This is a genomic window from Pseudomonas sp. BIGb0176, from assembly GCF_024810175.1.
Classification (GTDB): Bacteria; Pseudomonadota; Gammaproteobacteria; order Pseudomonadales; family Pseudomonadaceae; genus Aquipseudomonas; species Aquipseudomonas protegens.
In genome coordinates this window covers 1,944,957-1,971,196 of the sequence record NZ_JANUEC010000001.1, presented here as the reverse complement: position 1 = coordinate 1,971,196, position 26,240 = coordinate 1,944,957, and the positions used below count along the sequence as shown (strand labels likewise).

The following is a 26,240-nucleotide window of genomic DNA, read 5'->3' as shown; positions in this document are numbered from 1 at the left end:
CCTACTATGATTTTTAATCATGCTGAGTGCTTGCCGATGGTCGAGTCCCTGCCGCCGCTCTATGCCTTGCGCGCCTTTGAAGTGGCGGCCCGTTCCAGCTCCTTCACCCGGGCCGAAGAGGAGCTGTCCCTGACCCAAAGCGCCATCAGCCGGCATATCCGCACCCTGGAAAGCCAGTTCGGCTGCCGCCTGTTCGAGCGCCACGGCCCCAGGTTGGTACTCACTGACGTCGGGCAGCGCCTGGCCCGGGAGCTCAAGGCGGGGTTCCGGATCATCGAGGACGCCTGTCTGCCGCTGCGCAGCGGCAGTGGCCAATTACGCCTCAAGGCCCCTTCGACACTGACCATGCGTTGGCTGCTGCGGGCCCTGGACCAGCTCAAGCACCAGCAGCCGTCGCTGGCGGTGCAACTGGCCAGCGTGTGGATGGATTTCGATCATGTGGATTTTCATGCCGAGCCCTATGACTGCGCGATTCTGCTGGGCAACGGGCAGTTCGGCGCCGGGGTCGAGGCCTGCAAGTTGTTCGATGAGTGGCTGATTCCCATCGGCCCTGCGGAGGCTGTGGATGCGCCGCCCTGGACCCTGGAACGGCTCAGGGAGGCGCCACTGATCCACCCTTCGGCGGACCGCCGCGACTGGCGGCGCTGGCTACAGGCCCAGGGCCTGCTGGGGCAGGTACGGCTGGACCGGGGCAACGTCTTCGACACACTGGACCAGGCGATCTGCGCGGCCATGCGTGGCCACGGGCTGTCCATCGCCGACCTGTACCTGGTGGCCGAGGACATCCGCCAGGGCCTGGTCAGCCTGCCGTTTCCCCGTGCGCTGGCCTCGGGGGACGGCTATTACCTGGTGTGGCTGCGGGACAGCCCGCGCCGGGAACAGATCGACGGCCTGCGCGCCTTTCTGCTGGAGCAAGTGGTATCCATCGATGACCTTGAACTGGCTGACCTGACGCCTGGCGCGGGCTGATGGCGGGGCCGCTTCAACGGCGCAGCATGACCCAGTCGCGGTGCAGGTCGGCGCCGCAGGGGAACAGGGTTTCGCCGACCCTCACAAAGCCGTTGCGCTGGTAGAAACGGATCGCCCGGGCATTGTGTTCGTTGACGGTCAGGCGCAGGGGGCCGGGCTGTTGTGCCAGGGTCTGTGCCAGCAGGAACTGGGCGGCGCCACTGCCATGGTGGGCGGCATCCAGGTAGCAACGGGTCAGCTCGGCGATGCCGTCGGCACTGGCCACCCCGAGGTCCTGCGGGTGCAGGTTGACCAGGCTGTAGCCGATGATCCGGTTGTCATCGAGCAGCCCCCGCAACTGTTTGCCGGGGGCTTCCAGCAGTGCGCTGAAATGTTCGGGCAGCAGGTTTTCCTGGATAAAGGCCTCGATCTCCGTTGCCGGGGTGTCCGGCGGGCAGGCGAGGGCAAAGGTCTGGCGGGCGATCTGGCTCAGGCGCTGGGTGTCGTCTTGCTGTGCGTTGCGCAAACATAGCGGCATGGCTCTGCTCCCTGAAGAAAAACGCCAGCATAGCCGGCCTGCGCGCGCTTCACTGGCCTGTCAGCCGGTTGCTACAGGATCACACCGCCCCTGTAGGAGCTGGCTTGCCAGCGAAAGGGCCTGCAAGACCGCCTTCGCCGGCCAGCCGGCGGCTACAGGATGATGTAGTCGTTGTGCTGCACGATGCCCTGGTGAGGGCCCTTCACCAGGTGCACGTAGCGGCCGTCCGCCAGGTCGATGGGCAGGCAGTCGTCGACGTCCAGCAGGGCATCGGTGTGGGATTTGTGCCAGTGGGCAAGCATCTGCTGCTTGCCTTTGGCCTTGGCCTGCGCCTTGTCCCGGGCCACCACCAGCAGGTAACGGTGGGCTTCGCCGAAGGTCGCTGCTTCATAGCCGCCCAGGTTGATGAAGTACAGGCGCGGCGCATCCGCCGCCGGGGCCAGGGCGCTGAGTTCGAGCCTGTAGTCTTCGATACCGTCCACCCGCATCCATGAGTCGATGTGCAACCCCGCCGGGCTTCCGAACCAGTCTTCGCGCAGTTGCGGGTAGGCCGCTTCGAGGCTGTCGGCGACCACGAATTGCACATCATGGACTTCGATTTTCGCTCTGGGGTGCTTGCCCCCCAGCATCACCACAAACAGCATGCAGGCTCCTTGTTCCGGGCTAGGTGGTGGCGCGTGCCGCCACCGCGGGCGCACGTTTTACCTCAAGCCGGGCGCCGGGCCAAGGCCGACGGTTTCAGCGGCCATGCAACCGGCGGCTGTCCGCAGGGGCCTGGCAACGCTCTTGCAGTCCATAGTCGCGCAGCACCGTCGCCACCCGCAGCCGGTAGTCGGCAAATACCTCACCGCGGCCCCGGGCCTGCGCCTGGCGGTGGCATTCCAGGTTGCGCCACTGGGCCACGGCCTGCTCGTCACGCCAGAACGACAGGGACAGCAGTTTTTCCGGCTGGGCCAGGCTCTGGAAGCGTTCGATGGAGATGAAACCGTCAATCTCCTCCAGCTGGTTTTTCAGCCCGGCCGCCAGCTCCAGGTAGGCGTCGCGTTGGCCCGAAGCTGGCAGCACTTCGAAGATCACCGCGATCATTGTTCGGCCTCCCCGCGGTCGCTGAACAGCGGAATACGGCCGTTGACCGAGGCCTGGTACTGCCAGTCCAGGGCCAGTGCATCCAGGCCGGGGCCCTGCAGCAGGGCGTGCAACAGGCATTGGACTATGCCCAAGGCCAGCTCCCGGCCCGGGCAGCGGTGGGTTCCGGCGCCGAAGCTGAAGCCCTGATGCGCCGGGTTGCTGCCGGTAATGGCGGCTAGCGCCGGGTCCTGGTTGGCCGCGGCCAGCAGCACCAGAATGGTTTCGCCGGCTTGCAGTTCCACGCCGTGCACGGTGCAGGGCGCGGTGACGAAGCGCCGGGTGTTCTGCACCGGCGGGTCCAGGCGCTGGCGCTCCAGCAGCCAGTCGCCCAGCAGGCTCGGTTCCTGGCGCAGGCGCTGCCGCATGGCCGGTGCAGCCAGCAGGGCGACCAGGCTGTTGCCGACCAGGCCGGCGCAGGCGTCATGGGTCTGCGCCAGCAAGCCCGCCAGATTGGCCCGCAGGTCCGCTGGAGCAAGCTCACCACTGCGGTCGAGAATCTGCCGCAGCAGCGGGCTGTGTTGCGGGGCCTGCACCAGGGCCTGCATTTGCGCGTCCAGCTCCAGTGCTGCCCGGTCGGCGGCCTGCAATCGGGGTTGATCGCTCAGGGGCGAGAAGCAGGCGACGAATTCCCCGGTGCGCCGGGCGAGTGTTTCGCACTGTCCGGCGGGGACGCCAAGCAGGCTGGCCAGCAGCGCCACCGGCAGTACGAACTGCCAGCGTTGCAGGTCGCCAGCGCAGGCCGGAGCCACAAGGGCCGGTTGCCACCGGGCCAGATGGGTCTCCAGCCCGGCGGTACAGAGGCCCTGCAAGGCCGGTTCGATGGCCGCACGCGGGCAACGCTGGCGCGGGCCATCGTTCATCCGCATCAGGCGGCCGAACAACTGCCCGGCCGGCCTTCCGGCAATGGCCTGGGGTACCGGCTCGGTACTGGGACGCACCTGGCAGGCAGGGTGGTCGAGCACCGCTGCCACCGCCGCGGCGCTGCTGGCGACCCATAGCCTGAGGGCGCAATCGTAGGTCAGGCCGCCCCGGGCGCGGAGGCGGGTGTAGTAGAAGTACGGGTCTGAGTGAGTAGCAGCGCTGATCGCGTCCATGATTTATCTCTTTGTTCGGCAGATATCCAGGCTGCTACTATCCTGACCCTTTCGAAGACACGATTCGTCAGGGAGCGAAATATGAATGTAGTGCAGAACGACGTCGGGGTATCCCAAGTGGCGGCGGCCATCGCCGAGCCGGCGCGCACCCGCATGCTCTGTGCGCTGATGGACGGCCACGCACGCACCAGTACCGAGCTGGCGGCGATTGCCGAGGTCAGCACCTCCACCGCCAGTGCCCATCTGGCCAAGCTCAAGGAGGCGGGGCTATTGCGGGTGCAGGTCCAGGGCCGGCACCGTTACTACTGCCTCGGCGACCCGCTGGTGGCCCAGGCCCTTGAGGCGCTGATGGTGATTGGCCAGGGCCGCGCACCCAGCTTCACCCCGCGCACCCCGGACCGCCTGCAGTTCGCCCGTACCTGCTACGACCACCTGGCGGGCACCCTGGGGGTGCAGTTGCACGACCGGATGTTCGAGGCCGGCTGGCTGGTGGCGGCCGAGGAGGGCGGGGAGGGCGAGGCCTACCGGGTCAGCGACAGCGGCGAAGAATTTTTCCGCAGCCTGGGGATCGAGGTGGCCGGGCTCAAGGCCTTGCGTCGACGCTTTGCCTGCCCGTGCCTGGACTGGAGCATGCGCCGTCCGCACCTGGGGGGCGCCCTGGGGGCGGCGCTGTTGCAGGCCTTGCTGGAGCGCAAATGGCTGATCCAGGACCTGGACAGTCGCGCCCTGAGCCTGACCGGCACCGGCGGTCGCTACATCAGCAAGCGCTTTGGCATGGCCCTGATCCAGCCGGCCCGGCCGCTGTCGTCCTCGGCCGTCATTGAATTGCAACGCCTCGGCGGCTGACGTCTGCAAGCTTCTGTTCCAGGGCCTGGGCCACTTGTTGGCGAACGGGGCATGTCGGGCAGTGGTTGGGCGTCCCTGACTCTGGCCCAGATGAAGCTGGTGCTGGATAGGTGGTGGCACCGCTAGAGCGTCAGAGGCTGATCGAAGTGCGGGGGCCGGCTCAGGGCTAATGGCAGGCCCGTCCTCAAGCCCGGGGCTGGACGCCTGTGGCAATAGTGGTAAAGCTGTGCGTCCTTCAACGTAGGCAGGGCCTTGCATGCTCATCGTTTTCAGCGGCTTGCCGGGCACCGGCAAGACCACCATCGCCCGTACCCTGGCGCCACACCTGGCGGCCACCTACCTGCGCATCGACAGCATCGAACAGGGCCTGCGTGACGCTGGCCTGGCGCAGGTGGGCAAGGGCGGCTACCAGATTGCCCTGCAACTGGCGGAGGCCAACCTGGCCCTGGGCAATCGGGTACTGGCCGACTGCGTCAATCCGGTGCAGGAAAGCCGCCAGGCCTGGCAGGCCCTGGCCAGCAGACAGGGGGTGAGGCTGCTGGAGATCGAGGTGGTGTGCTCCGATCTTGCGGAGCATCGGCGCCGGGTCGAGACCCGCCAGTTGGACGTGCCGGGCCTGCGCCCGCCCAGCTGGAAATCGGTGCTCGAGCATGACTATCAGCCCTGGGCGAGCTCGCCGCTGCGCCTGGACACCGCGCAGCTCTCACCGCAGCAGGCGCTGGCCGTGATTCTGGCGTGCCTGCCGGGCGCCTGAGGTTGCCGGGGGCAGCGGCGCCAAGTCTTTGAACCTTGATGGTGCGCTGATGGTCAGTGCTCAGGGCCCCGCGATGGCGCCTCAAGGCCGCGCTGTGGGGCGGCATTGGCCGGAAAACTCCCGATAACGGGGCAAAACATTCAGCGCGGGGGCTTTGTGCACCGATTCTGTTCGCGCAGGGCCGCGAGCGGCGCCGGCTACGCTGCTGGGGCTTTGCTGCTGGGTGTTCTCCAGCTTTCTTTGTGTCTCTTTTTTGAATCTATTTGTCGCTAATCGGTCATTTTTGCCACGGGCCACCTCCGGGGCGGCGCACCGTGCATTTGCGGCATAGCGATTGCTATCACTCTTTCAGGGGGGCTGGGCCCCTCACGCTCGAAGCCGGGTCACGCACACACAGGGTTCAAATAAAAAGCCGTTCACGTCACGGCAAGGAGTTGGCTATGTCCCGCGCTTTCTTTGATGAAATGTATGCTGCCGATGGCGTCTGCCGGCCTCACTACCAGGGGTTTGCCCGCTGGCTGGCGGACACTCCTCTGGAACTTTTGGACCAGCGCCGGCGCGAAGCCGACCTGCTGTTCCACCGCGCCGGTATCACCTTCACCCTGTACGGCGACGAGCAGGGCACCGAGCGCCTGATTCCCTTCGACATCATTCCCCGCAGCATCAAGGCCAGCGAATGGCGCACCGTGGAGCGCGGCTGCATCCAGCGGGTGCAGGCGCTGAACCTGTTCCTCGCCGACCTCTATCACGGCCAGCGGATTCTCAAGGAAGGCATCATCCCCGCCGAACAGGTGCTGGCCAACGAGGGCTACCAGGTGGCGATGCAGGGCCTGGACCTGCACCGCGGCATCTATGCCCATATCGCCGGGGTCGACCTGGTGCGCGATGGCGACGGCAGCTACTACGTGCTCGAAGACAACCTGCGCACCCCCAGCGGTGTCAGCTACATGCTCGAAGACCGCAAGATGATGATGCGCCTGTTCCCCGAACTGTTCGCCGCCCAGCGCATCGCGCCCATCGACCATTACCCGAACCTGCTGCTGGACACCCTGAAAAGCTCCAGCCCCCTGGATAACCCGACCGTGGTGGTGCTGACCCCGGGGCGCTTCAACAGTGCCTATTTCGAACATGCGTTTCTGGCCCGGGAGATGGGCGTGGAACTGGTGGAAGGCGCCGACCTGTTCGTGCGTGACGACCGGGTGTACATGCGCACCACCGCCGGTGCCCAGGCGGTGGACGTGATCTACCGACGCCTGGATGACGCCTACCTGGACCCGCTGTCGTTCAACCCCGATTCCATGCTCGGGGTGCCCGGGCTGATCGCCGCCTACCGCTGCGGCAACGTGGTGCTGGCCAATGCCGTGGGCACCGGGGTGGCCGACGACAAGTCGATCTACCCCTATGTGGACGAGATGATCCGCTTTTACCTCAGCGAGGAACCGATCCTCAAGAACGTGCCCACCTGGCAGTGCCGCAAGCCCGCCGAACTGTCCCACGTGCTGGCCAACCTGGCGCAGTTGGTGGTCAAGGAAACCCAGGGTTCCGGCGGCTACGGCATGCTGGTGGGGCCGGCGGCCACGGCGGCGCAGATCGAGGAATTCCGCGTGCGGATCAAGGCCCGGCCCGAGGCCTATATCGCCCAGCCGACCCTGTCGCTGTCCACCTGCCCGACCTTTGTCGAAAGCGGCATCGCGCCGCGGCATATCGACCTGCGGCCGTTCGTGCTTTCGGGCCGGGAAACCCGCCTGGTGCCCGGCGGCCTGACCCGAGTCGCGTTGCGCGAGGGCTCGCTGGTGGTCAACTCGTCCCAGGGCGGCGGCACCAAAGACACCTGGGTGGTGGAGGACTGAACCATGCTTTCAAGAACCGCAGCCGATCTGTACTGGATGTCCCGCTACCTGGAGCGTGCCGAGAACCTGGCACGCATGCTCGAAGTCAGTTATTCGCTGTCGCTGATGCCCCAGGCCGGGCGCGGCGACGGCCAGGCCGAACTGGCCATGTCGCTGCTGGCCGCCGGCACCCTGGACGATTACCACCAGCGCCACGGCGAACTCAACAGCGAGCGCATGCTGCATTTCTTCGCCCTCGACGAGAGCAACCCGGGCAGCATCTACTGCTGCCTGCGCGCGGCACGCAGCAACGCCCACGCGGTGCGCGGGCGGATCACCGCCGACATGTGGGAAAACATCAACGCCACCTGGCTGGAGATGCGCAACATCGCCCGCAACGGCCTGGGGCGCTATGGCATCAGCCAGTTCTGCGAGTGGGTCAAGGAGCGTTCGCACCTGTTCCGCGGCGCTACCGCCGGCACCATCATGCGCAACGATGCCTATCGCTTCATCCGCCTGGGGACCTTTATCGAGCGCGCCGACAACACCCTGCGCCTGCTGGATGCGCGCTATGAAATGTTCGGCGAGGAGTCCGAGGAGGTCAGCGACGATTCGGCCCGCGGCTACTACCAGTGGAGCGCCTTGCTTCGCGCCTTGTCCTCCTTCGAGGCGTTCAACGAGATCTACCGCAACGCCCCGGGGGCCGAGCAGGTGTCCGAAATGCTGCTGCTGCGCGCCGATGTGCCGCGCTCGCTGCACGCCTGCGTCGAGGAGCTGGACCAGATCCTCGCCGCCCTGCCGGGGGACAACGGCCGCCCGGCACAGCGCCTGGCCGCCGAGCTGAATGCGCGGCTGCGCTACACCGGGATCAACGAGATTCTCGACTCCGGGCTGCACCAGTGGCTGACCGACTGCATCGCTCAGATCCGCCACCTGGGGCAAACCGTGCACGAGTCCTATCTGGAGGTGGTATGAAACTGTCCATTCGTCACGACACGACCTACAGCTACACCGATGAAGTCTGCACCAGCATCCAGTTCCTGCGCCTGACGCCCCAGAACAGCCTGCGCCAGCAGATCCTCCAATGGCACCTGGAGCTGCCGCGGCGGGTGCGTGCCCAGCGCGATCCCTACGGCAACATCCTCCACGTCATGACCCTGGACGAGCCCCACGGCGCGATCGTCCTCAGCGCTTTCGGCGAAGTGCAGATCGACCCGCTGCGCGAAGTGGAGGGCGACAGCCAGTCGCCGCTGCCGTTCCTGCGCAGCAGCCACCTGAGCAAGGCCGACCCGGCCCTGAGCGACTTTGCCCGACAGCATTGTGGCGAGCGCCGCGATCGCGCCGCGCTGATCGAGCTGATGCAGGCCCTGGCCGAGCACATGCCCTACAGCCCTGGCGCCACCGGGGTCGGCAGCACCGGCGCGCAAGCCTTTGCCGGCGGTGCCGGCGTCTGCCAGGACCACACCCATGCGTTCCTGGCCTGCGCCCGCAGCCTGGGCATACCGGCGCGCTACGTGTCCGGCTACCTGTGCACCGAGGACCAGAGCCACCTGGCCAGCCATGCCTGGGCCGAAGCCTGGCTGGATGACGGCTGGTACAGCTTCGACGTGACCAACCGCCTGGACCGCCCCGAGCGCCACCTGAAACTGGCGGTGGGCCTGGATTATCTGGACGCCTGCCCGGTACGCGGCATGCGTCGCGGTGGCGGGGCGGAGCAGATGCACGCGCAGGTGCAGGTCAGTTCCATGATGCAGGTCCAGCATCAATAGGCGCGCCGGGCTCAGTCGCGGCCCATGGCTTGGCGGCGGTATTCATCCGGGGTGGTGCCCATCATCCGCCGGAACATGCTGATAAAGGCCGAGGCGCTGCTGTAGCCCAGGTCCAGGCCGATGCTTTCCACGGTCCGTCCCTGTTCCAGCAGGGCCAGGGCCTGCACCACCTTCAGGCGCTGGCGCCATTCCACCAGTGACATGCCCAGCTCGCGCTGGCTGCGCCGCATCAGCGTGCGTTCGCTGGTGTTGGCGGCATGGGCCAGTTGCGGCAGCGAGCGCGGGTCGCCTGGGTTGGCCTTGAGGGTGCGCAGCACCGGGCCCAGCAGCGGGTCGTCGGAAGAGGGCAGGTAGCTGCCGGCGCAGGAGGCATGCCCCAGCTTGTCCACCAGCACCTGCAGCAGGCGCTGTTGCTCGTCGCTCTGGGGCAGGCCCGGTGGCGCCTGGCGCAAGTCGTCCAGGAGCGCCAGGACCAGCGGGCTGAGGCTCAGGGCGCAGTGCCGGGCGGGCAGGGCGGTGCACAGCTCGGGCGCCAGGTACAGCGAGCAGTGGCAGGCTTCGTGGCGGTTGAAGCCCATGTGCTCCACATTCGGCGGCAGCCAGATGCCGTACTGCGGCGGCGCCAGGTAATGGTGGTCGCCCAGCTCGATTTCCATCACCCCGCTGTAGGCATAGACGAACTCGCCCCACGGATGGCGGTGGCGCGGGTAGGTGGCGTGGGCCGGCAGGTTGGCCGCGCGAAAGAAGATCGGCGCCGGCAGGGCTTCGCTGAAAGGTGGCAGGTGCAACTGTTGCGCGGCTTTGTTCACGGCGGGCACCGGTTGGCGGATAAGTGCTATGGGCTGGCGGATTAAAACTATATCTAGGAAAACTGTCAGGCGGACAATCCTTCATCACTTTTTCTCGATGAAGGATCTGCCATGGCCACTCGCCAACCCCTGGATGCCACCGCCTGCAGCCTGATGGTCGGCCTGTGCGCGATCTGGGGCCTGCAGCAGGTGGCGCTCAAGGCCACCGCATCGGACATCGCCCCTGTGCTGCAGATTGCCCTGCGCTCCGGCGGCGCGGCGCTGCTGGTGGGGCTGCTGATGTGCTGGCGCGGCGAGCGCCTGGGGCTGAGCGACGGCCATTGGCGCCCGGGCCTGCTGGTGGGCGGGCTGTTCGCCCTGGAGTTTTTGCTGGTGGGTGAAGGGCTGCGCTACACCACGGCCTCGCACATGGCGATCTTTCTCTATACCGCGCCGATCTTCGCCGCCCTGGGGCTGCACTGGCTGATGCCGGCCGAGCGGTTGAAACCCGCGCAGTGGCTGGGTATCGGTGTGGCCTTTGGCGGCATAGTCGTGGCCTTTAGCGGCCCCGCCGCGGCCGGGCACGGCGGTGGCAGCCATGTGCTGCAGGGGGATTTTCTCGGGGTGCTGGGCGGGGTCGCCTGGGGCGCGACCACCGTGGTGGTGCGCTGTTCGCGGCTAGCCTCCAGCCCCACCACCCGGACCCTGCAGTATCAACTGCTGGGGGCCTTTGTCTGGCTCGGGCTGGCGGCGCTGCTGACCGATCAGACCAGCATCCATTTCACTCCGTTGGTGGTCGCCAGCCTGGGCTTCCAGGTGTTGGTGGTGTCGTTCGCCAGCTTCCTGATCTGGTTCACCCTGCTGCGCCGCTACCCGGCCTCGCGGTTGGGCGTGCTGTCGTTCATGACCCCGCTGTTCGGCATCGGTTTCGGGGTCTGGCTGCTGCATGAGCCGCTGGAGCCGAACTTCATTTTCGGCGCGTTGCTGGTGCTGGCGGGGATTGTCATGGTCAGCGGCTACGAGTGGCTGCGCCAGCGTTTCAAGCGCAATCGCGAAAGCCCGGTGGCGCCGCGCAGTTCTTGAAAGCCCGGGCGCTGGCAAGTCGGCTCCTGCCAGCGAAACCGTTCCCGGGACGATTCAGCGTTTCGCCGCCTCAAGGGCGTTGCGAATGTCTTCCTGCAACTGGCGGGCACCGCTGCAGGCAGGGTCGGCGGGGCCGTGCTTGCAGGATTTATCCAGCACCTTCAGCGCCAGATCGGCGTCGGGCGCTACGCCTATGCCCCGGCTCAGGTGGAAGCCGTACATGGTGCAGGCCCAGGGGTCATCCAGCTCACAGGCCTTGTTGAAGGTCTGCACTGCACAGTGCCGGGTGCCCTGGCTGTCGGCGTCGGCCGTGAGCATGCCGGCGGCGCGGTTGGTGCAGCCGGAGACCAGGCCCAGGCTGCAAGCGCGCTGGTACAGCGGTTCATAGCCTTCGGCCGGCCCTTTGGCCTGTTGCAGGGTGGTTGCCAGCCAGTAGCAATCGTTGCCGTCGCCGGTCTCGCAGCGCTGCAGGCAGGCCCCCAGCTGCTCCGGGATTTCGCAGCGGTTGGCCTGCGTGGCCCGTATCGCGGCCCTGGCCGGCATGTTGTCGCCGGGGCATTGCCTGGCCTGGGCCTGCCAGTCCTGCCGGGCCTGGACTTTGGCGTACAGGGCAGCGATCAGTTCCTGGTCGGTGGGCGCGGCGCTGGCGGCAATGCTCGACAGCAAGGCCATGCCGAACAGGCAGAAACGGTAGAGGCGATGCATGGGGCAGAGTCCTTTCCAGGGGGCGTGGGCGCGGGGGGGTATCTTAAGGATTTTCGCCAATAGCTCCAGGCCGCCGACGGGGTGGCGAGACGTTTTTTTTCAATTTGCCCCGGCAGCTCTCTTGTGGTCCCGGGGTTTTACTCTGTACTGTATATAAAAACAGTATCCGGGCCCGACCATGCAACTGATCGACAAGCTGAGCATCCTCGCCGACGCCGCCAAGTACGACGCTTCCTGCGCCAGCAGCGGCGCGCCCAAGCGCAGTTCCGAAGGCAAGAGCGGGCTGGGTTCGAGCAATGGCATGGGCATCTGCCACAGCTATACGCCGGACGGGCGCTGCGTCTCGCTGCTCAAGGTGCTGCTGACCAATTTCTGCCTCTACGACTGCCAGTACTGCGTCAATCGCCGTTCCAGCGACGTACCCCGGGCACGCTTCAGCCCCGAGGAAGTCGTGCGCCTGACCCTGGATTTCTACCGGCGCAATTGCGTCAGCGGGCTGTTCCTCAGCTCGGGGATCATCCGCTCGGCGGACTACACCATGGAGCAACTGGTGCAGGTGGCCAGGCTGCTGCGCGAAGAGCACGAGTTCCGTGGCTACATCCACCTCAAGACCATCCCCGACGCCGACCCGTTGCTGATCGAGCAGGCCGGGCGCTACGCCGACCGCCTCAGCGTCAACGTCGAGCTGCCCACCGACCAGGGCCTCAAGGCCCTGGCCCCGGAAAAGCACCTGGGTTCGATCAAGCAGGCCATGGGCACCATCTATACCGGCGAGCAGACGGTGCTCAACGAGCCCCGGGCGCCGCGCTTCGCCCCGGCCGGGCAGAGCACCCAGATGATCGTCGGCGCCGATGACACCGACGACAGCACCATCCTCCACAGCGCCGAGGCGCTGTACGGCAACTTCCGCCTGCGCCGGGTCTATTACTCGGCCTTCAGCCCGATTCCCAACAGCCCGAAAAGCGTACCCCTGGCCGCGCCACCGCTGATGCGCGAGCACCGCCTGTACCAGGCCGACTTCCTGCTGCGCGGCTATGGCTTCAGCGCCAACGAACTGTTCCAGGGGCCGGGGCACCTGGCCCTGGACATGGACCCCAAGCTGGCCTGGGCCCTGGACAACCGCAGCGTGTTTCCCCTGGACCTGAACCGTGCCGAACCGGCGCTGATCTCGCGCATTCCGGGGATCGGCCTGCGCACTACCCAGCGCCTGGTGGAACTGCGCCGCGAGCGGCGTATCCGCTACGAGGACCTGGCGCGCATGCGCTGTGTGCTGAGCAAGGCCAGGCCGTTCTTTATCACCAGCGACTATCACCCGCAGCAGGCGGAGACCAGCAGCGCGCTGCTCTACCAGCAACTGCGGGAACGCCCGCAACCGCAGCAGATGGGGCTTTGGGGATGATCAGCCTGGACTGTGACGACCTGTTCGACACCTGGCGCCAGCAGGCGCGCTGGCTGCTCAGCCATTCCATCGACCCGAGCCGGGTCAGTTGGTCCGGGACGCAGGAGGCCGATCTGTTCGCCAGCGATGAGGCTTGCCCTGAGCAGCCCGGTCCGTTTCGTGCGCGGATTCCCCTGGCCCTGCTGGAGCTGCTGGAACGGGCCGCCTGCTATCGCGGCGAGCAGCGCTGGAGCCTGTTGTACGAGGTGCTGTGGCGGGTCAGCCATGGCGACCGCACGGCCATGCTCAGCGGCGATCAACTGGGCAGCGAGTTGCAGCGGCGAATCAAGCAAGTCGACCGCGAGGCCCATCACCTGCATGCCTTCGTGCGCTTCGTCAGCTTGCCCGCGGGCCGCTCACAGCTGGCCGAGCAGCCTGAATACGTGGTCTGGCACGAGCCGGCCCACGACATCCTGGCCCAGGCCAGCCGGCATTTCATCGGGCGCATGGGGCGCCACCGCTGGATGATCGCCACGCCCCGGGACGGGGTGTATTTCGACGGTACGCAACTGCACCACCACAGGCGCTGCCCCAGCGCCTGGCGGCAACTGGCCCAGGCCGGTGAAGACCCTGGGGGCGAGCTGTGGCTGGCCTACTACAGCCATATCTTCAATCCGGCGCGGCTCAACCCCCGGGTGATGCAGGGGCATTTGCCGGCGCGCTTCTGGAAGCACCTGCCGGAGGGGCCGCTGATTCCGGCACTGATCAACCAGGCTCGCCACGGCAAGCAGCGCGACGGCCAGGCCAGCCAGGTGGCAGCACGGCCAGGCAAGCGGATCGGCCAGCCGCGCGGCGATAGCGCTGGGCAGGCCCCAGGGCCTTCCCTGACAATGGGCGGCTTTGAACAATGAGGCAGGCAGCCAATGGATGACGGCGTGGATGACGGCAAGGGCATTACCGAGGAATTCTGGTCGAAGGGAGTGACTGACGACGCGAAGATGATGTGGCGGGTGGGCAGCCGCGGCGTGACCTTCCTGGCGGCGCTGCTGCTGCCCAAGACCGGGTTCAAGGTCGTGGACATCGCGGTTGGAGTGCTGACCATGCTGATCCCCTTGCTGGTGATCGAGACCCAGAGGGCCTATTCGAAGTTTTCCCCCGGGTTTCTCGCCTGGGTGATCCGCATCAGTGTCTTTGCCAGCGGTGTGGCCATGGCCAGCCTGGGGCTGGTGGTCTACTTCGGGGTCGTGATGCCTTTGGTTTCAGCGGTGGGCATGCATTTTTTTCAACAGAGCGCCAGCCTCCAGTCCCAGGGGCAGAGCGGGGTGGAACTGGTCGGTTTCTGGTGGATGGCGGCTGTCACCGGCTTTGCCGTGATGTATGCAGTGTTCAAGAATTTTCGCGAGACCAAGGTGTTCGAGATCGTCTATCACCTGCCACGCAACGGCGTGAGGCAACTCATGCAGGAGCGGCCGCTGCGCGCCAGCAACTGGCCGATGTTCGTCTGGTTCGAGCTCTGCGTGTTGATCGCGAGCTTTTTCTACACCTTGATGGCATCCCAGGCCGCGCTGCTGGTGGTGGATGGAACGCAACAGGTGCTGATGTTGTTCGGTATCAGCCTCTGAGGGGAGCCCCGCCTTCGGCTGGCATTCTGCAGGCTCCAGGCATGAAAAAGCCCGCCCCTGGCAAGCAGGGGCGGGCTCGGCTGAAGCAGGGGGGATCAGACCTTGACGATCCAGCCCGCTGGCGCTTCAACATCGCCGGTCTGCACGCCGGTCAGCTCTTTGTAGAGCTTCTGGGTGATCGGGCCGACGTCTTTTTCGCTGTAGAACACGTGCAGCTTGTCCTGGTACTGGATGCCGCCGATCGGCGTGATCACCGCGGCGGTGCCGCAGGCGCCGGCTTCCTTGAAGTCCGAGAGCTTGTCGATGAACACGTCGCCTTCGACCACTTCCAGGCCCAGGCGGGTCTTGGCCAGCTCGATCAGCGACAGGCGGGTGATACCCGGCAGCACCGACGGCGAGTTGGGGGTGACGAATTTGTCATCGTGGGTGATGCCGAAGAAGTTGGCCGAACCGACTTCCTCGATCTTGCTGTGGGTCAGCGGGTCGAGGTAGATGCAGTCGGCGAAGCTGGCTTTCTTGGCCTGGGAGCCGGGCATCAGGCTGGCGGCGTAGTTGCCACCGACCTTGGCCGCGCCGGTGCCTTGCGGGGCCGCGCGGTCGTAGCTGGAGATCAGGAAGTTGTGCGGGGTCAGGCCGCCCTTGAAGTAGGCGCCGACCGGGATGGCGAAGATCGAGAAGATGAACTCCGGCGCGGTGCGCACGCCGATGTTGTCGCCGACGCCGATCACGAACGGGCGCAGGTACAGCGCGCCGCCGGTGCCGTAGGGCGGGATGAAGCGTTCGTTGGCCTTGACCACGGCCTTGCAGGCTTCGATGAACTGTTCGGTGGAGACCTGCGGCATCAGCAGGCGGGCGCAGCTGCGCTGCATGCGTGCGGCGTTCTGGTCCGGACGGAACAGGTTGATCGAACCGTCCTTGCAGCGGTAGGCCTTGAGGCCTTCGAAACATTGCTGGCCATAGTGCAGGGCGGTGGAGCCCTCGCTGATGTGCAGCACATTGTCTTCAGTCAGGGTGCCTGCGTCCCACTCGCCGTTACGCCAGTGCGACAGATAGCGCTTGTCTGTCTTGATGTAGTCAAAACCCAGCTTGTCCCAATTGATGCTTTCGTTACCCATGACACCCTCTATCGCTTAACAACCGTCGGAACGGCTCAAGGCTTCTGACGTTTTTTTGGATGGGCACAACAATACTGCATTCCGGGGGCGTGCCGCATCCCGGACGATGGGAGGGGGCGCAAAAAAACTTAGCCTGCTTATGAAGCTTCCCCCCTAACAGCCCCATACCCCTGTAGGAGCGAGCTTGCTCGCGAAGGCCCCGGCGCGAACGCTTGGCTATCCCCGTCAGCCCTTTCGCGAGCAAGCTCGCTCCTACCTGGGCACTGTCCTGTGTGCCCCTTGAATGGTTACAGATGCAGGGCGTGGCCCAGTGCCCGCAGCGCTGCTTCCTGGACCGCTTCACCCAGGGTCGGGTGGGCGTGGATGGTGCCGCCGATGTCTTCCAGGCGCGCGCCCATTTCCAGGGATTGGCCGAACGCCGTGGACAACTCGGAGACTCCGACTCCCACTGCCTGCCAGCCGACAATCAGGTGATTGTCACTTCGGGCCACCACCCGCACGAAACCGCTTTTCGATTCCAGGGTCATGGCCCGGCCATTGGCCGCGAACGGGAAGCTGCTGACGATGCAATCCAGGCCGGCAGCGCGGGCCTCGTCCGGGGTCTTGCCCACCACCACCAGTTCCGGGTCGGTGAAGCACACCGCGGGGATCGCTGCCGGGTTGAATTCCCGGTGCTTGCCGGCGATCAGCTCGGCGACCATCTCGCCCTGGGCCATGGCCCGGTGCGCGAGCATCGGCTCACCGCTCAGGTCGCCGATGGCCCAGACGTTGCGCATGCTGGTCTGGCACCGGTGGTCGATCTTGATGGCCGCGCCGTTCATGTCCAGGTTCAGGCTTTCCAGGTTCCAGCCCTGGGTGTTGGGCTTGCGGCCCACCGCCACCAGTACCTGGTCGGTGGCCAGGTTCAGGGTGTCGCCATTGGGTTCGCGTACCTGCAGGCTGCTGCTGGCGGCATCGAAGCCCAGCACGCTGTGCTTGAGGTAGAGCTTGATCCCCAACTGCTTCACCGAGTCCAGCACCGGCTGGGTCAGTTCGCCGTCGTAGGCGGGCAGGATGCGTTCCTGGGCCTCCACCACGCTGACCTCGACCCCGAGCTTGCGGTAGGCGATGCCCAGTTCCAGGCCGATGTAGCCGCCGCCGACCACGGTCAGGCGCTTGGGCAGGGTCTTGGGCGCCAGGGCCTCGGTGGAGGAAATGATCGGCCCGCCGATGGGCAGCATCGGCAGGTTGACGCTTTTCGAACCGGTGGCCAGCAGCAGGTGCTCGCACTGGATGCGGGTATCGGCGCCTTCGATCTCCACGGTCTTGCCGTCGATGACCCTGGCCCAGCCCTGGATCACCTGGACCTTGTTTTTCTTCAGCAGCGCGGCGACCCCGGTGGTCAGGCGGTCGACGATGCCGTCCTTCCATTCCACGCTCTTGCCGATGTTCAGGGTTGGCGCCGCCACTTCGATGCCCAGGGCCGAGCCCTGGCTGTGGTGGCGGGTCTGGTGAAACTGCTCGGCGACATGGATCAGCGCCTTGGACGGGATGCAACCGATGTTCAGGCAGGTGCCGCCCAGGGACTGGCCCTCCACCAGAATGGTGGAGATGCCCAGCTGGCCGGCGCGGATGGCCGCCACATAACCGCCAGGGCCGCCGCCGATGATCAACAGTTGGGTATTGAGAGTCTGTTGCATGTCTTACTCCACAAACAGCGTGGCGGGTTGTTCGAGCAGGCCGCGAATGGCCTGGATGAATTGCGCAGCGTCCATGCCGTCGACCACCCGATGATCGAAGGAGCTGGAGAGGTTCATCATCTTGCGGATCACGATCTGGCCCTTGATCACCATGGGCCGCTCGACGATGCGGTTGACCCCGACAATCGCCACTTCCGGCAGGTTCAGCACCGGCGTGCTGACGATCCCGCCCAGCGCGCCGAGGCTGGTGAGGGTGATGGTGGAACCGGAGAGTTCATCCCGGGCGGCCTTGCCGCTGCGAGCGGCCTGGGCCAGGCGCGCGATTTCCTCGGCGTTGCCCCACAGGCTGCGGGCTTCGGCGTGGCGCACCACCGGTACCATCAGGCCGACGTCGCTCTGGGTGGCGACCCCGACATGCACCGCGCCGTGGCGGGTGATGACCTGGGCTTCGTCGTCATAGCGGGCGTTGATCTGCGGGAAGTCGCGCAGGGCCACTACCATGGCCCGCACCAGGAACGGCAGCAGGGTCAGCTTGCCGCGGGTGGCGCCGTGCTTTTCATTGAGGTGGATGCGCAGCTCTTCCAGGGCGGTGACGTCCACTTCCTCGACATAGCTGAAGTGCGCGGCGCGATGCTTGGACTCCTGCATGCGCTGGGCGATCTTGCGGCGCATGCCAATGACCTGGATCTGCTCTTCATCATGGCGCTCGGCATAGCCGGCCCCTGGCGCCGAGTAACCCTTGAGCGGCTGGCTGTCCTGGGCCAGGTAGGCGTCCAGGTCTTCGTGCAGGATGCGCCCGGCCGGGCCGCTGCCTTGCACCAGGCGCAGCTGGATGCCCAGGTCCAGGGCATGCTTGCGCACCGCCGGCGAGGCCAGCGGACGCTCGTCGGCTTCCCGGGCCACCGGTGCCTGGGGCGCTGGGCGGCAGGCTGCTGCTGGACTGGCGACGGGTTTTTCCGCTTTGGGGGCTTGGGCCACTGGCGCGGCGGCCACGGGCTTATTAATAGCTGCCGGCTCTTTTGCCGCCGGTGCGGCTGCCTGGGCGGATTCCTTGAGGTTGCCCGCGCCTTCGACCTCGATGCTGATGAGGATGCTGCCCACCGCCATCACTTCACCGGGCTCGCCGCCCAGGGAGATGACCTTGCCGTGCACCGGGGAGGGGATGTCGACCATCGCCTTGTCGGTCATCACGTCTGCCAGAACCTGATCTTCCACTACCTGATCGCCGACCTTGACGTGCCACTGCGCCAGTTCAACTTCCGCGATGCCTTCGCCGATGTCCGGCATCTTGATAACGTGCGTGCCCATTCAGACCTCCATGACCCGTTGCAGCGCCGCGCCCACTCGGGACGGCCCTGGGAAATATGCCCACTCCTGCGCGTGGGGATACGGCGTATCCCAACCGGTGACGCGCTCGATCGGGGCTTCCAGGTGGTGGAAGCAGTGTTCCTGCACCAGCGACACCAGTTCGGCGCCGAAACCGCAGGTACGGGTAGCTTCATGCACCACCACGCAACGGCCGGTCTTTTTCACCGACTTGACGATGGTGTCCAGGTCCAGGGGCCACAGGCTGCGCAGGTCGATGACCTCGGCGTCGATGCCGCTTTCCTCGGCCGCCACTTGCGACACGTAGACGGTGGTGCCGTAGGTGAGGATGGTCACGTCCTTGCCCGGGCGGGCGATGGCCGCCACGTCCAGGGGGACCTTGTAGTAGCCGTCCGGCACCTGGGCCGCCGGGTGTTTCGACCAGGGGGTTACCGGGCGATCGTGGTGGCCGTCGAAGGGGCCGTTATACAGGCGCTTGGGTTCGAGGAAGATCACCGGGTCATCGTTCTCGATGGAGGCGATCAACAGGCCCTTGGCGTCGTAGGGGTTGGACGGCATCACGGTGCGCAGGCCGCAGACCTGGGTAAACATCGCCTCGATGCTCTGGCTATGGGTCTGCCCGCCGTAGATGCCGCCGCCGCAAGGCATGCGCAGGGTCATGGGCGCGGTGAACTGGCCGGCGGAGCGATAGCGCAGGCGCGCGGCTTCGGAAATGATCTGGTCCGAGGCCGGGTAGACGTAGTCGGCGAACTGGATTTCCGCCACCGGGCGCAGGCCGTAGGCGCCCATGCCGATGGCCGCGCCGACGATGCCGCTTTCCGAGATCGGCGCGTCGAACACCCGCGAGGTGCCGTATTTGGCCTGCAGGCCTTCGGTGCAGCGGAACACGCCGCCGAAGTAGCCCACGTCCTGGCCGAACACCACGACGTTGTCGTCACGCTCGAGCATCACATCCATGGCCGAGCGCAGGGCCTGGATCATGGTCATGGTGGTGGTGGTCATGGCGGTGTCCAGCTGGATATTGTTGTTGTGATCGTTCATTTCAGATCCCCAGTTCCTGGCGTTGGCGTTTCAGGTGCTCGGGCATGTCCTTGTAGACATCCTCGAACATGGTCGCGGCGCTGGGGATCTGGCCGCCGGCGAGGGTGCCGTACTGCTCGGCTTCCTTCTGGGCGGCGATGACCTGGGCTTCCAGCTCGGCACTGACCGCGGCGTGTTCCTCTTCGGACCACTGGCCGATCTTGATCAGGTGCTGCTTGAGGCGGGCAATCGGATCGCCCAGGGGGAAGTGGCTCCAGTCGTCGGCCGGGCGGTACTTGGACGGGTCGTCGGAGGTGGAGTGCGGGCCGGCGCGGTAGGTGACCCACTCGATCAGGGTCGGGCCAAGGTTGCGGCGGGCACGTTCGGCGGCCCAGCGCGAGGCGGTGTAGACGGCGATGAAATCGTTGCCGTCGACCCGCAGGGAAGCGATGCCGCAGCCCACGCCGCGTCCGGCGAAGGTGGTGGCTTCACCGCCGGCGATGGCCTGGAAGGTGGAGATCGCCCACTGGTTGTTGACCACGTTGAGGATCACCGGTGCGCGGTAGACGTGGGCGAAGGTCAGGGCGGTGTGGAAGTCCGACTCGGCGGTGGCGCCGTCGCCGATCCAGGCCGAGGCGATCTTGGTATCGCCCTTGATCGCCGAGGCCATGCCCCAGCCCACGCCCTGCACGAACTGGGTCGCCAGGTTGCCGGAGATAGTAAAGAACCCGGATTCCTTCACCGAGTACATGATCGGCAGCTGGCGCCCCTTGAGCGGATCGCGCTCGTTGGACAGCAGTTGGCAGATCATTTCCACCAGCGGCACTTCCCGGGCCATCAGGATGCTTTGCTGGCGGTAGGTGGGGAAGCACATGTCGTCGATGTTCAACGCCAGGGCCTGGGCACTGCCGATGGCTTCCTCGCCCAGGCTCTGCATATAGAAGGACATCTTCTTCTGTCGTTGGGCGACCACCATGCGGTTGTCGAAGATCCGCGTCTTGAGCATGGCGCGCATGCCCTGGCGGAGGATCTCCACAGGCACGTCCGCGGCCCAGTCGCCCAGGGCGTTGCCCTGATCGTCGAGCACGCGGATCAGGCCACGGGCCAGGTCGGCGCAGTCGGCAGGTTCGATATCGATAGGAGGTTTGCGGGCCAGGCCGGCATCGTTCAGACGCAGGTAGGTGAAGTCGGTCTTGCAGCCGGGACGCCCCGAGGGCTCGGGAACGTGCAGGCGTAGCGGTGCATACGCTGGGGTCATGGCTTTCTACGCTCGATCTTGTGGATTTCTTGTAATTGGGCGCGCTAGCTGACAGTCATTCCCTGGGTAAGAGAAATCTTGTCCTACAAACATCATAGGCCGGGCGTAGAAGAATATTTATCTCTGTTTCATTGCGCTGGACGGTATTTGCAGATAAAAAATCTGCATAAACATAAAAAACAGGTTGTTTTGTCTCATGCGCAAACTGGACCGTACCGATATCGGCATTCTCAACAGTCTTCAGGAGAATGCCCGCATCACCAACGCTGACCTCGCCCGCTCGGTGAATCTTTCTCCCACCCCGTGCTTCAACCGGGTCAAGGCCATGGAGGAGCTGGGGCTGATCCGCGAGCAGGTGACCCTGCTGGATGCCGACCTGTTGGGGTTGCACGTCAATGTGTTCATCCACGTCAGCCTGGAGAAGCAGGTGGAAGAGGCCTTGCAGCACTTCGAGGAGGCCATCGCCGACCGCCCGGAGGTGATGGAGTGCTACCTGATGGCCGGTGATCCGGACTATCTGATCCGGGTGCTGGTGCCCAGCATCCAGTCCCTGGAACGCTTCATGATGGACTTCCTGACCAAGGTCCCCGGGGTGGCCAATATCCGTTCCAGCTTCGCCCTCAAGCAGGTGCGCTACAAGACCGCGCTGCCCTTGCCGGCCAACGGCCTGACCCTGGGCACCTGAGGTTCAGGCCGGGACTTCGCTCCACAGCTGTTGCAGTTGCTTGAAGTCCCAGGCCTCTTGCGCTTCCCGGGCGACGATGTGTTCCTCGCCCTGCAGCCGTGAAAGGTCCAGCACCCGTTGCGGCAGGGGCATCTTCGAGCGTGTGGAAAAGAACACCTTGACCTTGGGCAGCAGCAGCGACTCGCTGTTCTGCTCCAGGACCACAGCCAGCTTGCCGCTGTTCAGGCGCACCAGGGAACCCACCGGGTAGATGCCCACGCACTTGACCAGGGCCTGCAACACCCGCGGGCCGAAATGCCCGGTCCAGCCGGACATGCGCTGCAAGGCTTCGGCCGGGTCCCAGCCCCGGTTGTAGGGGCGGGTCGAGGTCACGGCGTCATACACGTCGCAGACCGCGCCCATCTGTGCGAACAGACTGATCTGCTCCCCCGCCAGGTGGTGCGGGTAGCCGCTGCCGTCGATCTTTTCGTGATGGTGCAGGCACACATCCAGCACCAGCGCGTCCAGCTGCGGGTTCTGGCGCAGGATGGCACCACCGGCGGCAGGGTGCAGCTTGATCCGCTCGAACTCGTCGGCGGAGAGTTTTTCCGGTTTGTTGAGGATGCTGTCGGGGATGGTCAGCTTGCCGATGTCATGCAGCAGCCCGGCGACTCCGGCCTGGTGCACCTGCTCCACCGGCAGCTCCAGTTGCCGGGCCACCGCCACCATCAGCGCGCAGACCGCCACCGAGTGCATGTAGGTGTAGTCGTCGGCGGTCTTGAGCCGGGCCAGGCTGATCAGCACGTCGGGGTGGCGCAGCAGCGAGCTGGAGATGTTGTGCACCAGCTCGTCCACCTGGACCAGCTCGATGGCCTGGCCCATGCGCACCTCCTGGAACATCTGCATCACCGCCTTCTTGGAGTGGGCGCAGATCTTCAGCGCACGCTGGATTTCCTCGGCCCGCTCGACCCGCAGCGGGGCCTCGCCCTTGAGCGGCGGCTGGGCGGGCGGCGCGCTGGGATGCGGGTTCGCCGGCAGGTCCAGGCCCTTGTCCGAGTCGATCCACAGGCTGCTGACATTGGACTGGCGCAGGCGCTGCAGGTCGGCGTGGCTATTGAGCACGAAGCCGGCTTTCCAGAACGAATGGTCCAGCCACGAACCGCAGAACTGGTGGATATACATGCCCATCTGCAACTGCTGCACGGAAATGAGTTTGAGCACGGTCGAGCCCCCCACCTGATTCAGACCGGCCCGGGCGCCAAGAGGCGGCCCGGGCTGGCTGATCGATAACGCTCCTTGCCGTTACTTATCCTGAACCGCTTGACCGGTCGCGCCCGGTCAGAGGGAGAAGCGTGCCACCAGTTTGTTCAGACTGACCGCCAGTGACGACAGTTCACTGCTGGCGATGGAAGTCTGGCTGGCGGCGGACGAGCTTTGCAGCGACAGGTCGCGGATGCTCATCAGGTTCTGGTCCACCGAGCGTGCCACCTGGGCCTGTTCCTCCGAGGCGGTGGCGATCATCAGGTTGCGTTCGTTGATTTCGCTGATGGCCTGGGTGATATGACCGATGGCGGCGCCGGCCTCGTGGGCGATGGCCAGGGTCTGGCTGGCGTCCTCGCTGCTTTGCTGCATAGACAGCATAGCCTTGCTCGAACCGCTCTGGATGCCCTGGATCATCTGCTCGATCTCCTGGGTCGAGAGCTGGGTGCGGTGGGCGAGGGCGCGCACTTCATCGGCCACCACGGCGAAGCCGCGGCCCTGTTCCCCGGCCCGGGCGGCCTCGATCGCGGCGTTCAGGGCCAGCAGGTTGGTCTGCTCGGCAATGGCGCGGATTACATCCAGGACCTTGGTGATGTCCTGGGCCTGCTGGGCCAGGCCGGCCATTTCCAGCCGGGTGTGTTCCACGGTGCCGGTGAGTTTCTCGATGGAGTGGATGGTCTGCTCGACCCGCTCCTTGCCCAGCCCGGCCGAGCGCTCGGAGGCCTGGGTGGATTGCGAGGCGGACACCGCGTTGCGTGCCACTTCCTCCACCGCAGCGGTCATTTCATTGACCGCGGTGGCGGCCTGGTCGGTCTCCATGCTCTGTTGCTGGATGCCGGCGTTGGACTCGCGGGTGATGGCGCTCATTTCCTCGGCCGCGGAAGCCAGTTGGGTGGACGAATCGGCGATGTGGCGGATGGTGGATTTCAGGCTGTCGAGCATGGCCTGGGTGGATTTCTGCAGGTCGGTCAGCTCGTCCTGGCCGCTGACGTCCACCTGGGCCCGCAAGTCGCCCTCGGCGATCTTCTGGGTGGTGGCCAGCAGCGACAGCACCGGGCGGATGATGCTGCGGGTGAACAGGGTGGCGATGAGGATCGTCAGGACAATCGCCAGGACGATGATCACCGAGGTCAGGGTCAGGCCGGTGTCGAACTGTTGGCCTGCCTGGTTGGCGGAGTGCTCGGCGCCGTTTTCGTTGATGGCGATCAGTGCCTCGATGGCGGACTGCAGTGTATTGGCCAGGGGCACGGTGACCTGGTTGATGTAGTCGCTGGTCTGTTGCGCAGTGTTGGTCTTGCTGCTCTCGATCAGCACCGCCAGCTTGTCCAGGTAGTCCTGGGCGCCGCGCTTGACCTGATCAAAGGCGGTTTTTTCCTCGGCGCTGGAAACCAGCGGTTCGTAATCCTTGATGGCCTGGGCCAGGCTGGCCTTCAGGGTGCCCAGCTTGTCCAGGGAAGCGGCTTTCTGGGCATCGTTCTCAGTGGCGTAGTGCAGTGCTTCCAGGCGCACGCGCAAGGTGCCGGATTCGATTTTCGTGGCTTGCCTGACGCTGGGCAGCCAGTTGGTTTGCAGATCCAGTGCCGCGTCGTGAATCTGTCCCATTTTCCACAGTGCCAGCCCTCCCAGACCAATCAGCAGTACACAGATAGCGCCGAAACTCAGTAGCGCCCTGGAAGTCAGTTTCATGTTTCTTGTCACCATAAAGGCACCTTGCAGGTTGGAGTGATACCGCCAATTTTTTTCGACTCCTTGTCGCCTTGATAGCACTGTGACTCCAAAGAGATGAAAAATCTGTAGAGATGTAAAAAAATATTTCTCTGCGTGCATGGGGCTTCCATCCAGCGGCAGAGCCAAGGCAGGCAGCCGGGTAGCTTGACCTTCATCAACGCGCTTTTGGCGGTTTTGTAGCAAGCTGGGCGCCTCTCCAATTGCAAAGGAAAAGGCCCATGACTACGCCTCTGACAACGGCGCCCACGGCCAAGGCTGTATTACCGATTGGATTGCTGATCGCCGTGCTGGCAATGGTTGCCGTGCTGCTGTTGCCACTGCCCGCCGACCTGCCGGTGGCGGGGCACCGGATGCTGGCGATCCTGGCCTTTGCCGTGGTGGTGTGGATCAGCGAGGCGGTGTCCTACGAGGCCAGCGCGATCATGATCACCGCCTTGATGGCCTTCCTCATCGGCACCGCGCCGACCCTGCAGGACCCGAGCCAGCTCTATGGCAGCTCGGCGGCCATCGGCCTGGCCCTCACCGGGTTTTCCAATTCGGCCCTGGCCCTGGTGGCCGGTGCCTTGTTCATCGCCGCGGCCATGACCCACACCGGCCTCGACCGGCGCATCGCCCTGGTGACCCTGACCCGGGTCGGCACCAGCACCCGGCGCATCCTCATCGGCGCTATTGCCGTGACCATCCTCCTCAGCCTGCTGGTGCCCAGCGCCACGGCCCGCAGTGCCTGTGTGGTGCCGATCATGATGGGGGTGATTGCCGCCTTCGGCGTCGACAAGCGCTCGAACATCGCCGCCGGGTTGATGATAGTCGTGGCCCAGGGCACCAGCATCTGGAACGTCGGCATCCAGACCGCCGCGGCGCAGAACCTGCTGACCGTGGGCTTCATGGACAAGATGCTCGGCCAGCGCGTGGCCTGGCTCGACTGGCTGATCGCCGGCGCGCCCTGGGCGGTGATCATGTCCCTGGTGCTGCTGTGGCTGGTGCTGAAACTGCTGCCGCCGGAAACCGACAGCATTCCCGGTGGCAAGGAAGCGGTGGCCCAGTCCCTGGCGGACATCGGCCCCATGACCGGGCCGCAGAAGCGCCTGCTGGCGGTGTCGGTGCTGCTGCTTCTGGCCTGGTCCACCGAAGGCAAGCTGCACCCCTTCGACACCACGACCACCACCTACGCCGGGCTGGTGATCCTGCTGCTGCCACGGATCGGCATCATGACCTGGAAGGATGTGCAGTCGCGCATTCCCTGGGGCACGGTGATCGTCTTCGGGGTCGGCATCAGCCTGGGGTCGGCGCTGCTCAGTACCCAGGCCGGGCAGTGGCTGGGGAGCCAGGTGGTGGCCCATACCGGCCTGGACCAAGTCGGACCTTTGGCGGTGTTCGCGATTCTCGCGGCGTTCCTGATCCTCATCCACCTGGGGTTCGCCAGCGCCACGGCGCTGACCTCGGCCTTGCTGCCGATCCTGATCGCCGTGCTGCAGACCCTGCCGGGTGAGTTCAGCCGCCTGGGCATGACCATGCTCCTGGGCTTTGTGGTCAGCTACGGCTTCATCCTGCCGATCAACGCGCCGCAGAACATGGTCTGCCTGGGTACCGAGACCTTCAATGCCCGGCAGTTCGCCAAGGTCGGGCTGCTGGTGACGCTGATCGGCTACCTGCTGATGCTGGTGTTCGCCATGACCTGGTGGAAATGGCTGGGCTGGATGTAGGAAAA

25 protein-coding genes are annotated in these 26,240 nt (G+C 65.5%); 12 read left to right on the top strand and 13 right to left on the bottom strand.

Annotation, left to right across the window (positions count from 1 at the left end; translation table 11 throughout):
* The first annotated feature begins 36 nt into the window (after positions 1–36).
* On the top strand, positions 37–969 hold the full coding sequence (locus tag M2395_RS08385; protein WP_123430957.1) for a LysR substrate-binding domain-containing protein: 933 nt from the start codon (positions 37–39) through the stop codon (positions 967–969).
* Between the two features lie 13 nt (positions 970–982).
* Here M2395_RS08385 and M2395_RS08380 read toward each other — a convergent pair whose 3' ends face one another.
* From M2395_RS08380 to M2395_RS08365, 4 genes are all read right to left on the bottom strand, one after another.
* The gene (locus M2395_RS08380; protein WP_123430956.1) at positions 983–1,486 is read right to left on the bottom strand and encodes a GNAT family N-acetyltransferase; all 504 of its coding nucleotides are present in this window, start codon (positions 1,484–1,486) and stop codon (positions 983–985) included.
* A gap of 152 nt (positions 1,487–1,638) precedes the next feature.
* Entirely contained in the window at positions 1,639–2,130 is a 492-nt protein-coding gene (locus M2395_RS08375; protein WP_041117614.1) for a DUF1543 domain-containing protein, read from the bottom strand.
* A gap of 94 nt (positions 2,131–2,224) precedes the next feature.
* Entirely contained in the window at positions 2,225–2,572 is a 348-nt protein-coding gene (locus M2395_RS08370; RefSeq protein ID WP_015635252.1) for an antibiotic biosynthesis monooxygenase, read from the bottom strand.
* Positions 2,569–3,708 (bottom strand): cytochrome P450, encoded by a 1,140-nt coding sequence (locus M2395_RS08365; RefSeq protein ID WP_077933919.1) that lies wholly within the window; start codon positions 3,706–3,708, stop codon positions 2,569–2,571. Before M2395_RS08365 ends, M2395_RS08370 begins: the two co-directional genes overlap by 4 nt.
* An 81-nt stretch (positions 3,709–3,789) precedes the next feature.
* Here M2395_RS08365 and M2395_RS08360 point away from each other — a divergent pair, with 81 nt between their 5' ends.
* The 5 genes from M2395_RS08360 (at position 3,790) to M2395_RS08340 (ending at position 8,906) form a co-directional block, all read left to right on the top strand.
* Positions 3,790–4,554: a helix-turn-helix transcriptional regulator gene (locus tag M2395_RS08360; protein WP_123430955.1), complete on the top strand. Its 765-nt coding sequence runs from the start codon at positions 3,790–3,792 to the stop codon at positions 4,552–4,554.
* A gap of 256 nt (positions 4,555–4,810) precedes the next feature.
* Positions 4,811–5,308, top strand: coding sequence for an AAA family ATPase (locus M2395_RS08355; protein ID WP_123430954.1), 498 nt, complete (start codon positions 4,811–4,813; stop codon positions 5,306–5,308).
* A 440-nt stretch (positions 5,309–5,748) separates the two neighbouring features.
* Entirely contained in the window at positions 5,749–7,158 is a 1,410-nt protein-coding gene (locus M2395_RS08350; protein ID WP_011060815.1) for a circularly permuted type 2 ATP-grasp protein, read from the top strand.
* Between the two features lie 3 nt (positions 7,159–7,161).
* Positions 7,162–8,112, top strand: coding sequence for an alpha-E domain-containing protein (locus tag M2395_RS08345; protein WP_011060816.1), 951 nt, complete (start codon positions 7,162–7,164; stop codon positions 8,110–8,112).
* The gene (locus M2395_RS08340) at positions 8,109–8,906 is read left to right on the top strand and encodes a transglutaminase family protein (RefSeq protein ID WP_011060817.1); all 798 of its coding nucleotides are present in this window, start codon (positions 8,109–8,111) and stop codon (positions 8,904–8,906) included. Before M2395_RS08345 ends, M2395_RS08340 begins: the two co-directional genes overlap by 4 nt.
* Positions 8,907–8,917: 11 nt before the next feature.
* Here M2395_RS08340 and M2395_RS08335 read toward each other — a convergent pair whose 3' ends face one another.
* Positions 8,918–9,715: a helix-turn-helix domain-containing protein gene (locus M2395_RS08335; RefSeq protein WP_019094321.1), complete on the bottom strand. Its 798-nt coding sequence runs from the start codon at positions 9,713–9,715 to the stop codon at positions 8,918–8,920.
* Between the two features lie 111 nt (positions 9,716–9,826).
* On the opposite strand from M2395_RS08335, the gene M2395_RS08330 reads away from it, so the two are divergent.
* Positions 9,827–10,777 carry a DMT family transporter gene (locus M2395_RS08330; RefSeq protein ID WP_053150921.1) on the top strand — a complete coding sequence of 317 codons (951 nt, stop codon included), beginning with the start codon at positions 9,827–9,829 and terminating at the stop codon, positions 10,775–10,777.
* A gap of 54 nt (positions 10,778–10,831) precedes the next feature.
* Here the strand turns inward: M2395_RS08330 and M2395_RS08325 are convergent, their stop codons facing one another.
* Positions 10,832–11,482, bottom strand: coding sequence for a sel1 repeat family protein (locus M2395_RS08325; protein ID WP_123430953.1), 651 nt, complete (start codon positions 11,480–11,482; stop codon positions 10,832–10,834).
* Between the two features lie 178 nt (positions 11,483–11,660).
* Here M2395_RS08325 and M2395_RS08320 point away from each other — a divergent pair, with 178 nt between their 5' ends.
* The 3 genes from M2395_RS08320 to M2395_RS08310 are packed head-to-tail and all read left to right on the top strand — an operon-like array spanning position 11,661 to position 14,482.
* Positions 11,661–12,881, top strand: a complete 1,221-nt coding sequence (locus M2395_RS08320; protein ID WP_015635263.1) for a putative DNA modification/repair radical SAM protein — start codon at positions 11,661–11,663, stop codon at positions 12,879–12,881.
* Positions 12,878–13,771, top strand: a complete 894-nt coding sequence (locus M2395_RS08315) for a TIGR03915 family putative DNA repair protein (protein ID WP_123430952.1) — start codon at positions 12,878–12,880, stop codon at positions 13,769–13,771. Before M2395_RS08320 ends, M2395_RS08315 begins: the two co-directional genes overlap by 4 nt.
* Positions 13,772–13,783: 12 nt before the next feature.
* Positions 13,784–14,482 carry a hypothetical protein gene (locus tag M2395_RS08310; RefSeq protein WP_065363798.1) on the top strand — a complete coding sequence of 233 codons (699 nt, stop codon included), beginning with the start codon at positions 13,784–13,786 and terminating at the stop codon, positions 14,480–14,482.
* Between the two features lie 95 nt (positions 14,483–14,577).
* Here the strand turns inward: M2395_RS08310 and M2395_RS08305 are convergent, their stop codons facing one another.
* The 5 genes from M2395_RS08305 to M2395_RS08285 all read right to left on the bottom strand — a co-directional run bounded on the left by M2395_RS08305 (position 14,578) and on the right by M2395_RS08285 (position 20,880).
* Positions 14,578–15,597, bottom strand: a complete 1,020-nt coding sequence (locus tag M2395_RS08305) for a branched-chain amino acid aminotransferase (protein ID WP_015635266.1) — start codon at positions 15,595–15,597, stop codon at positions 14,578–14,580.
* Between the two features lie 287 nt (positions 15,598–15,884).
* Positions 15,885–17,276: a dihydrolipoyl dehydrogenase gene (gene lpdA, locus M2395_RS08300; RefSeq protein ID WP_041117646.1), complete on the bottom strand. Its 1,392-nt coding sequence runs from the start codon at positions 17,274–17,276 to the stop codon at positions 15,885–15,887.
* 3 nt (positions 17,277–17,279) lie between these two features.
* Positions 17,280–18,584 (bottom strand): dihydrolipoamide acetyltransferase family protein, encoded by a 1,305-nt coding sequence (locus M2395_RS08295; protein ID WP_053150929.1) that lies wholly within the window; start codon positions 18,582–18,584, stop codon positions 17,280–17,282.
* Complete coding sequence (locus M2395_RS08290) at positions 18,585–19,643, bottom strand: alpha-ketoacid dehydrogenase subunit beta (protein WP_123430951.1); 1,059 nt, start codon at positions 19,641–19,643, stop codon at positions 18,585–18,587. It abuts the gene before it with no gap.
* Position 19,644: 1 nt separating this feature from the next.
* On the bottom strand, positions 19,645–20,880 hold the full coding sequence (locus M2395_RS08285; RefSeq protein ID WP_065363800.1) for a 3-methyl-2-oxobutanoate dehydrogenase (2-methylpropanoyl-transferring) subunit alpha: 1,236 nt from the start codon (positions 20,878–20,880) through the stop codon (positions 19,645–19,647).
* Between the two features lie 196 nt (positions 20,881–21,076).
* Here M2395_RS08285 and bkdR point away from each other — a divergent pair, with 196 nt between their 5' ends.
* Complete coding sequence (gene bkdR / locus M2395_RS08280) at positions 21,077–21,565, top strand: Bkd operon transcriptional regulator BkdR (protein WP_011060831.1); 489 nt, start codon at positions 21,077–21,079, stop codon at positions 21,563–21,565.
* Between the two features lie 3 nt (positions 21,566–21,568).
* Here the strand turns inward: bkdR and M2395_RS08275 are convergent, their stop codons facing one another.
* On the bottom strand, positions 21,569–22,765 hold the full coding sequence (locus M2395_RS08275) for an HD-GYP domain-containing protein (RefSeq protein ID WP_123430950.1): 1,197 nt from the start codon (positions 22,763–22,765) through the stop codon (positions 21,569–21,571).
* 117 nt (positions 22,766–22,882) lie between these two features.
* The gene (locus tag M2395_RS08270) at positions 22,883–24,490 is read right to left on the bottom strand and encodes a methyl-accepting chemotaxis protein (RefSeq protein WP_405046080.1); all 1,608 of its coding nucleotides are present in this window, start codon (positions 24,488–24,490) and stop codon (positions 22,883–22,885) included.
* Between the two features lie 260 nt (positions 24,491–24,750).
* Between M2395_RS08270 and M2395_RS08265 the strand changes: the two genes are divergently transcribed.
* Positions 24,751–26,235, top strand: coding sequence for a DASS family sodium-coupled anion symporter (locus tag M2395_RS08265; RefSeq protein ID WP_053150938.1), 1,485 nt, complete (start codon positions 24,751–24,753; stop codon positions 26,233–26,235).
* The last annotated feature ends 5 nt before the right edge of the window (positions 26,236–26,240 follow it).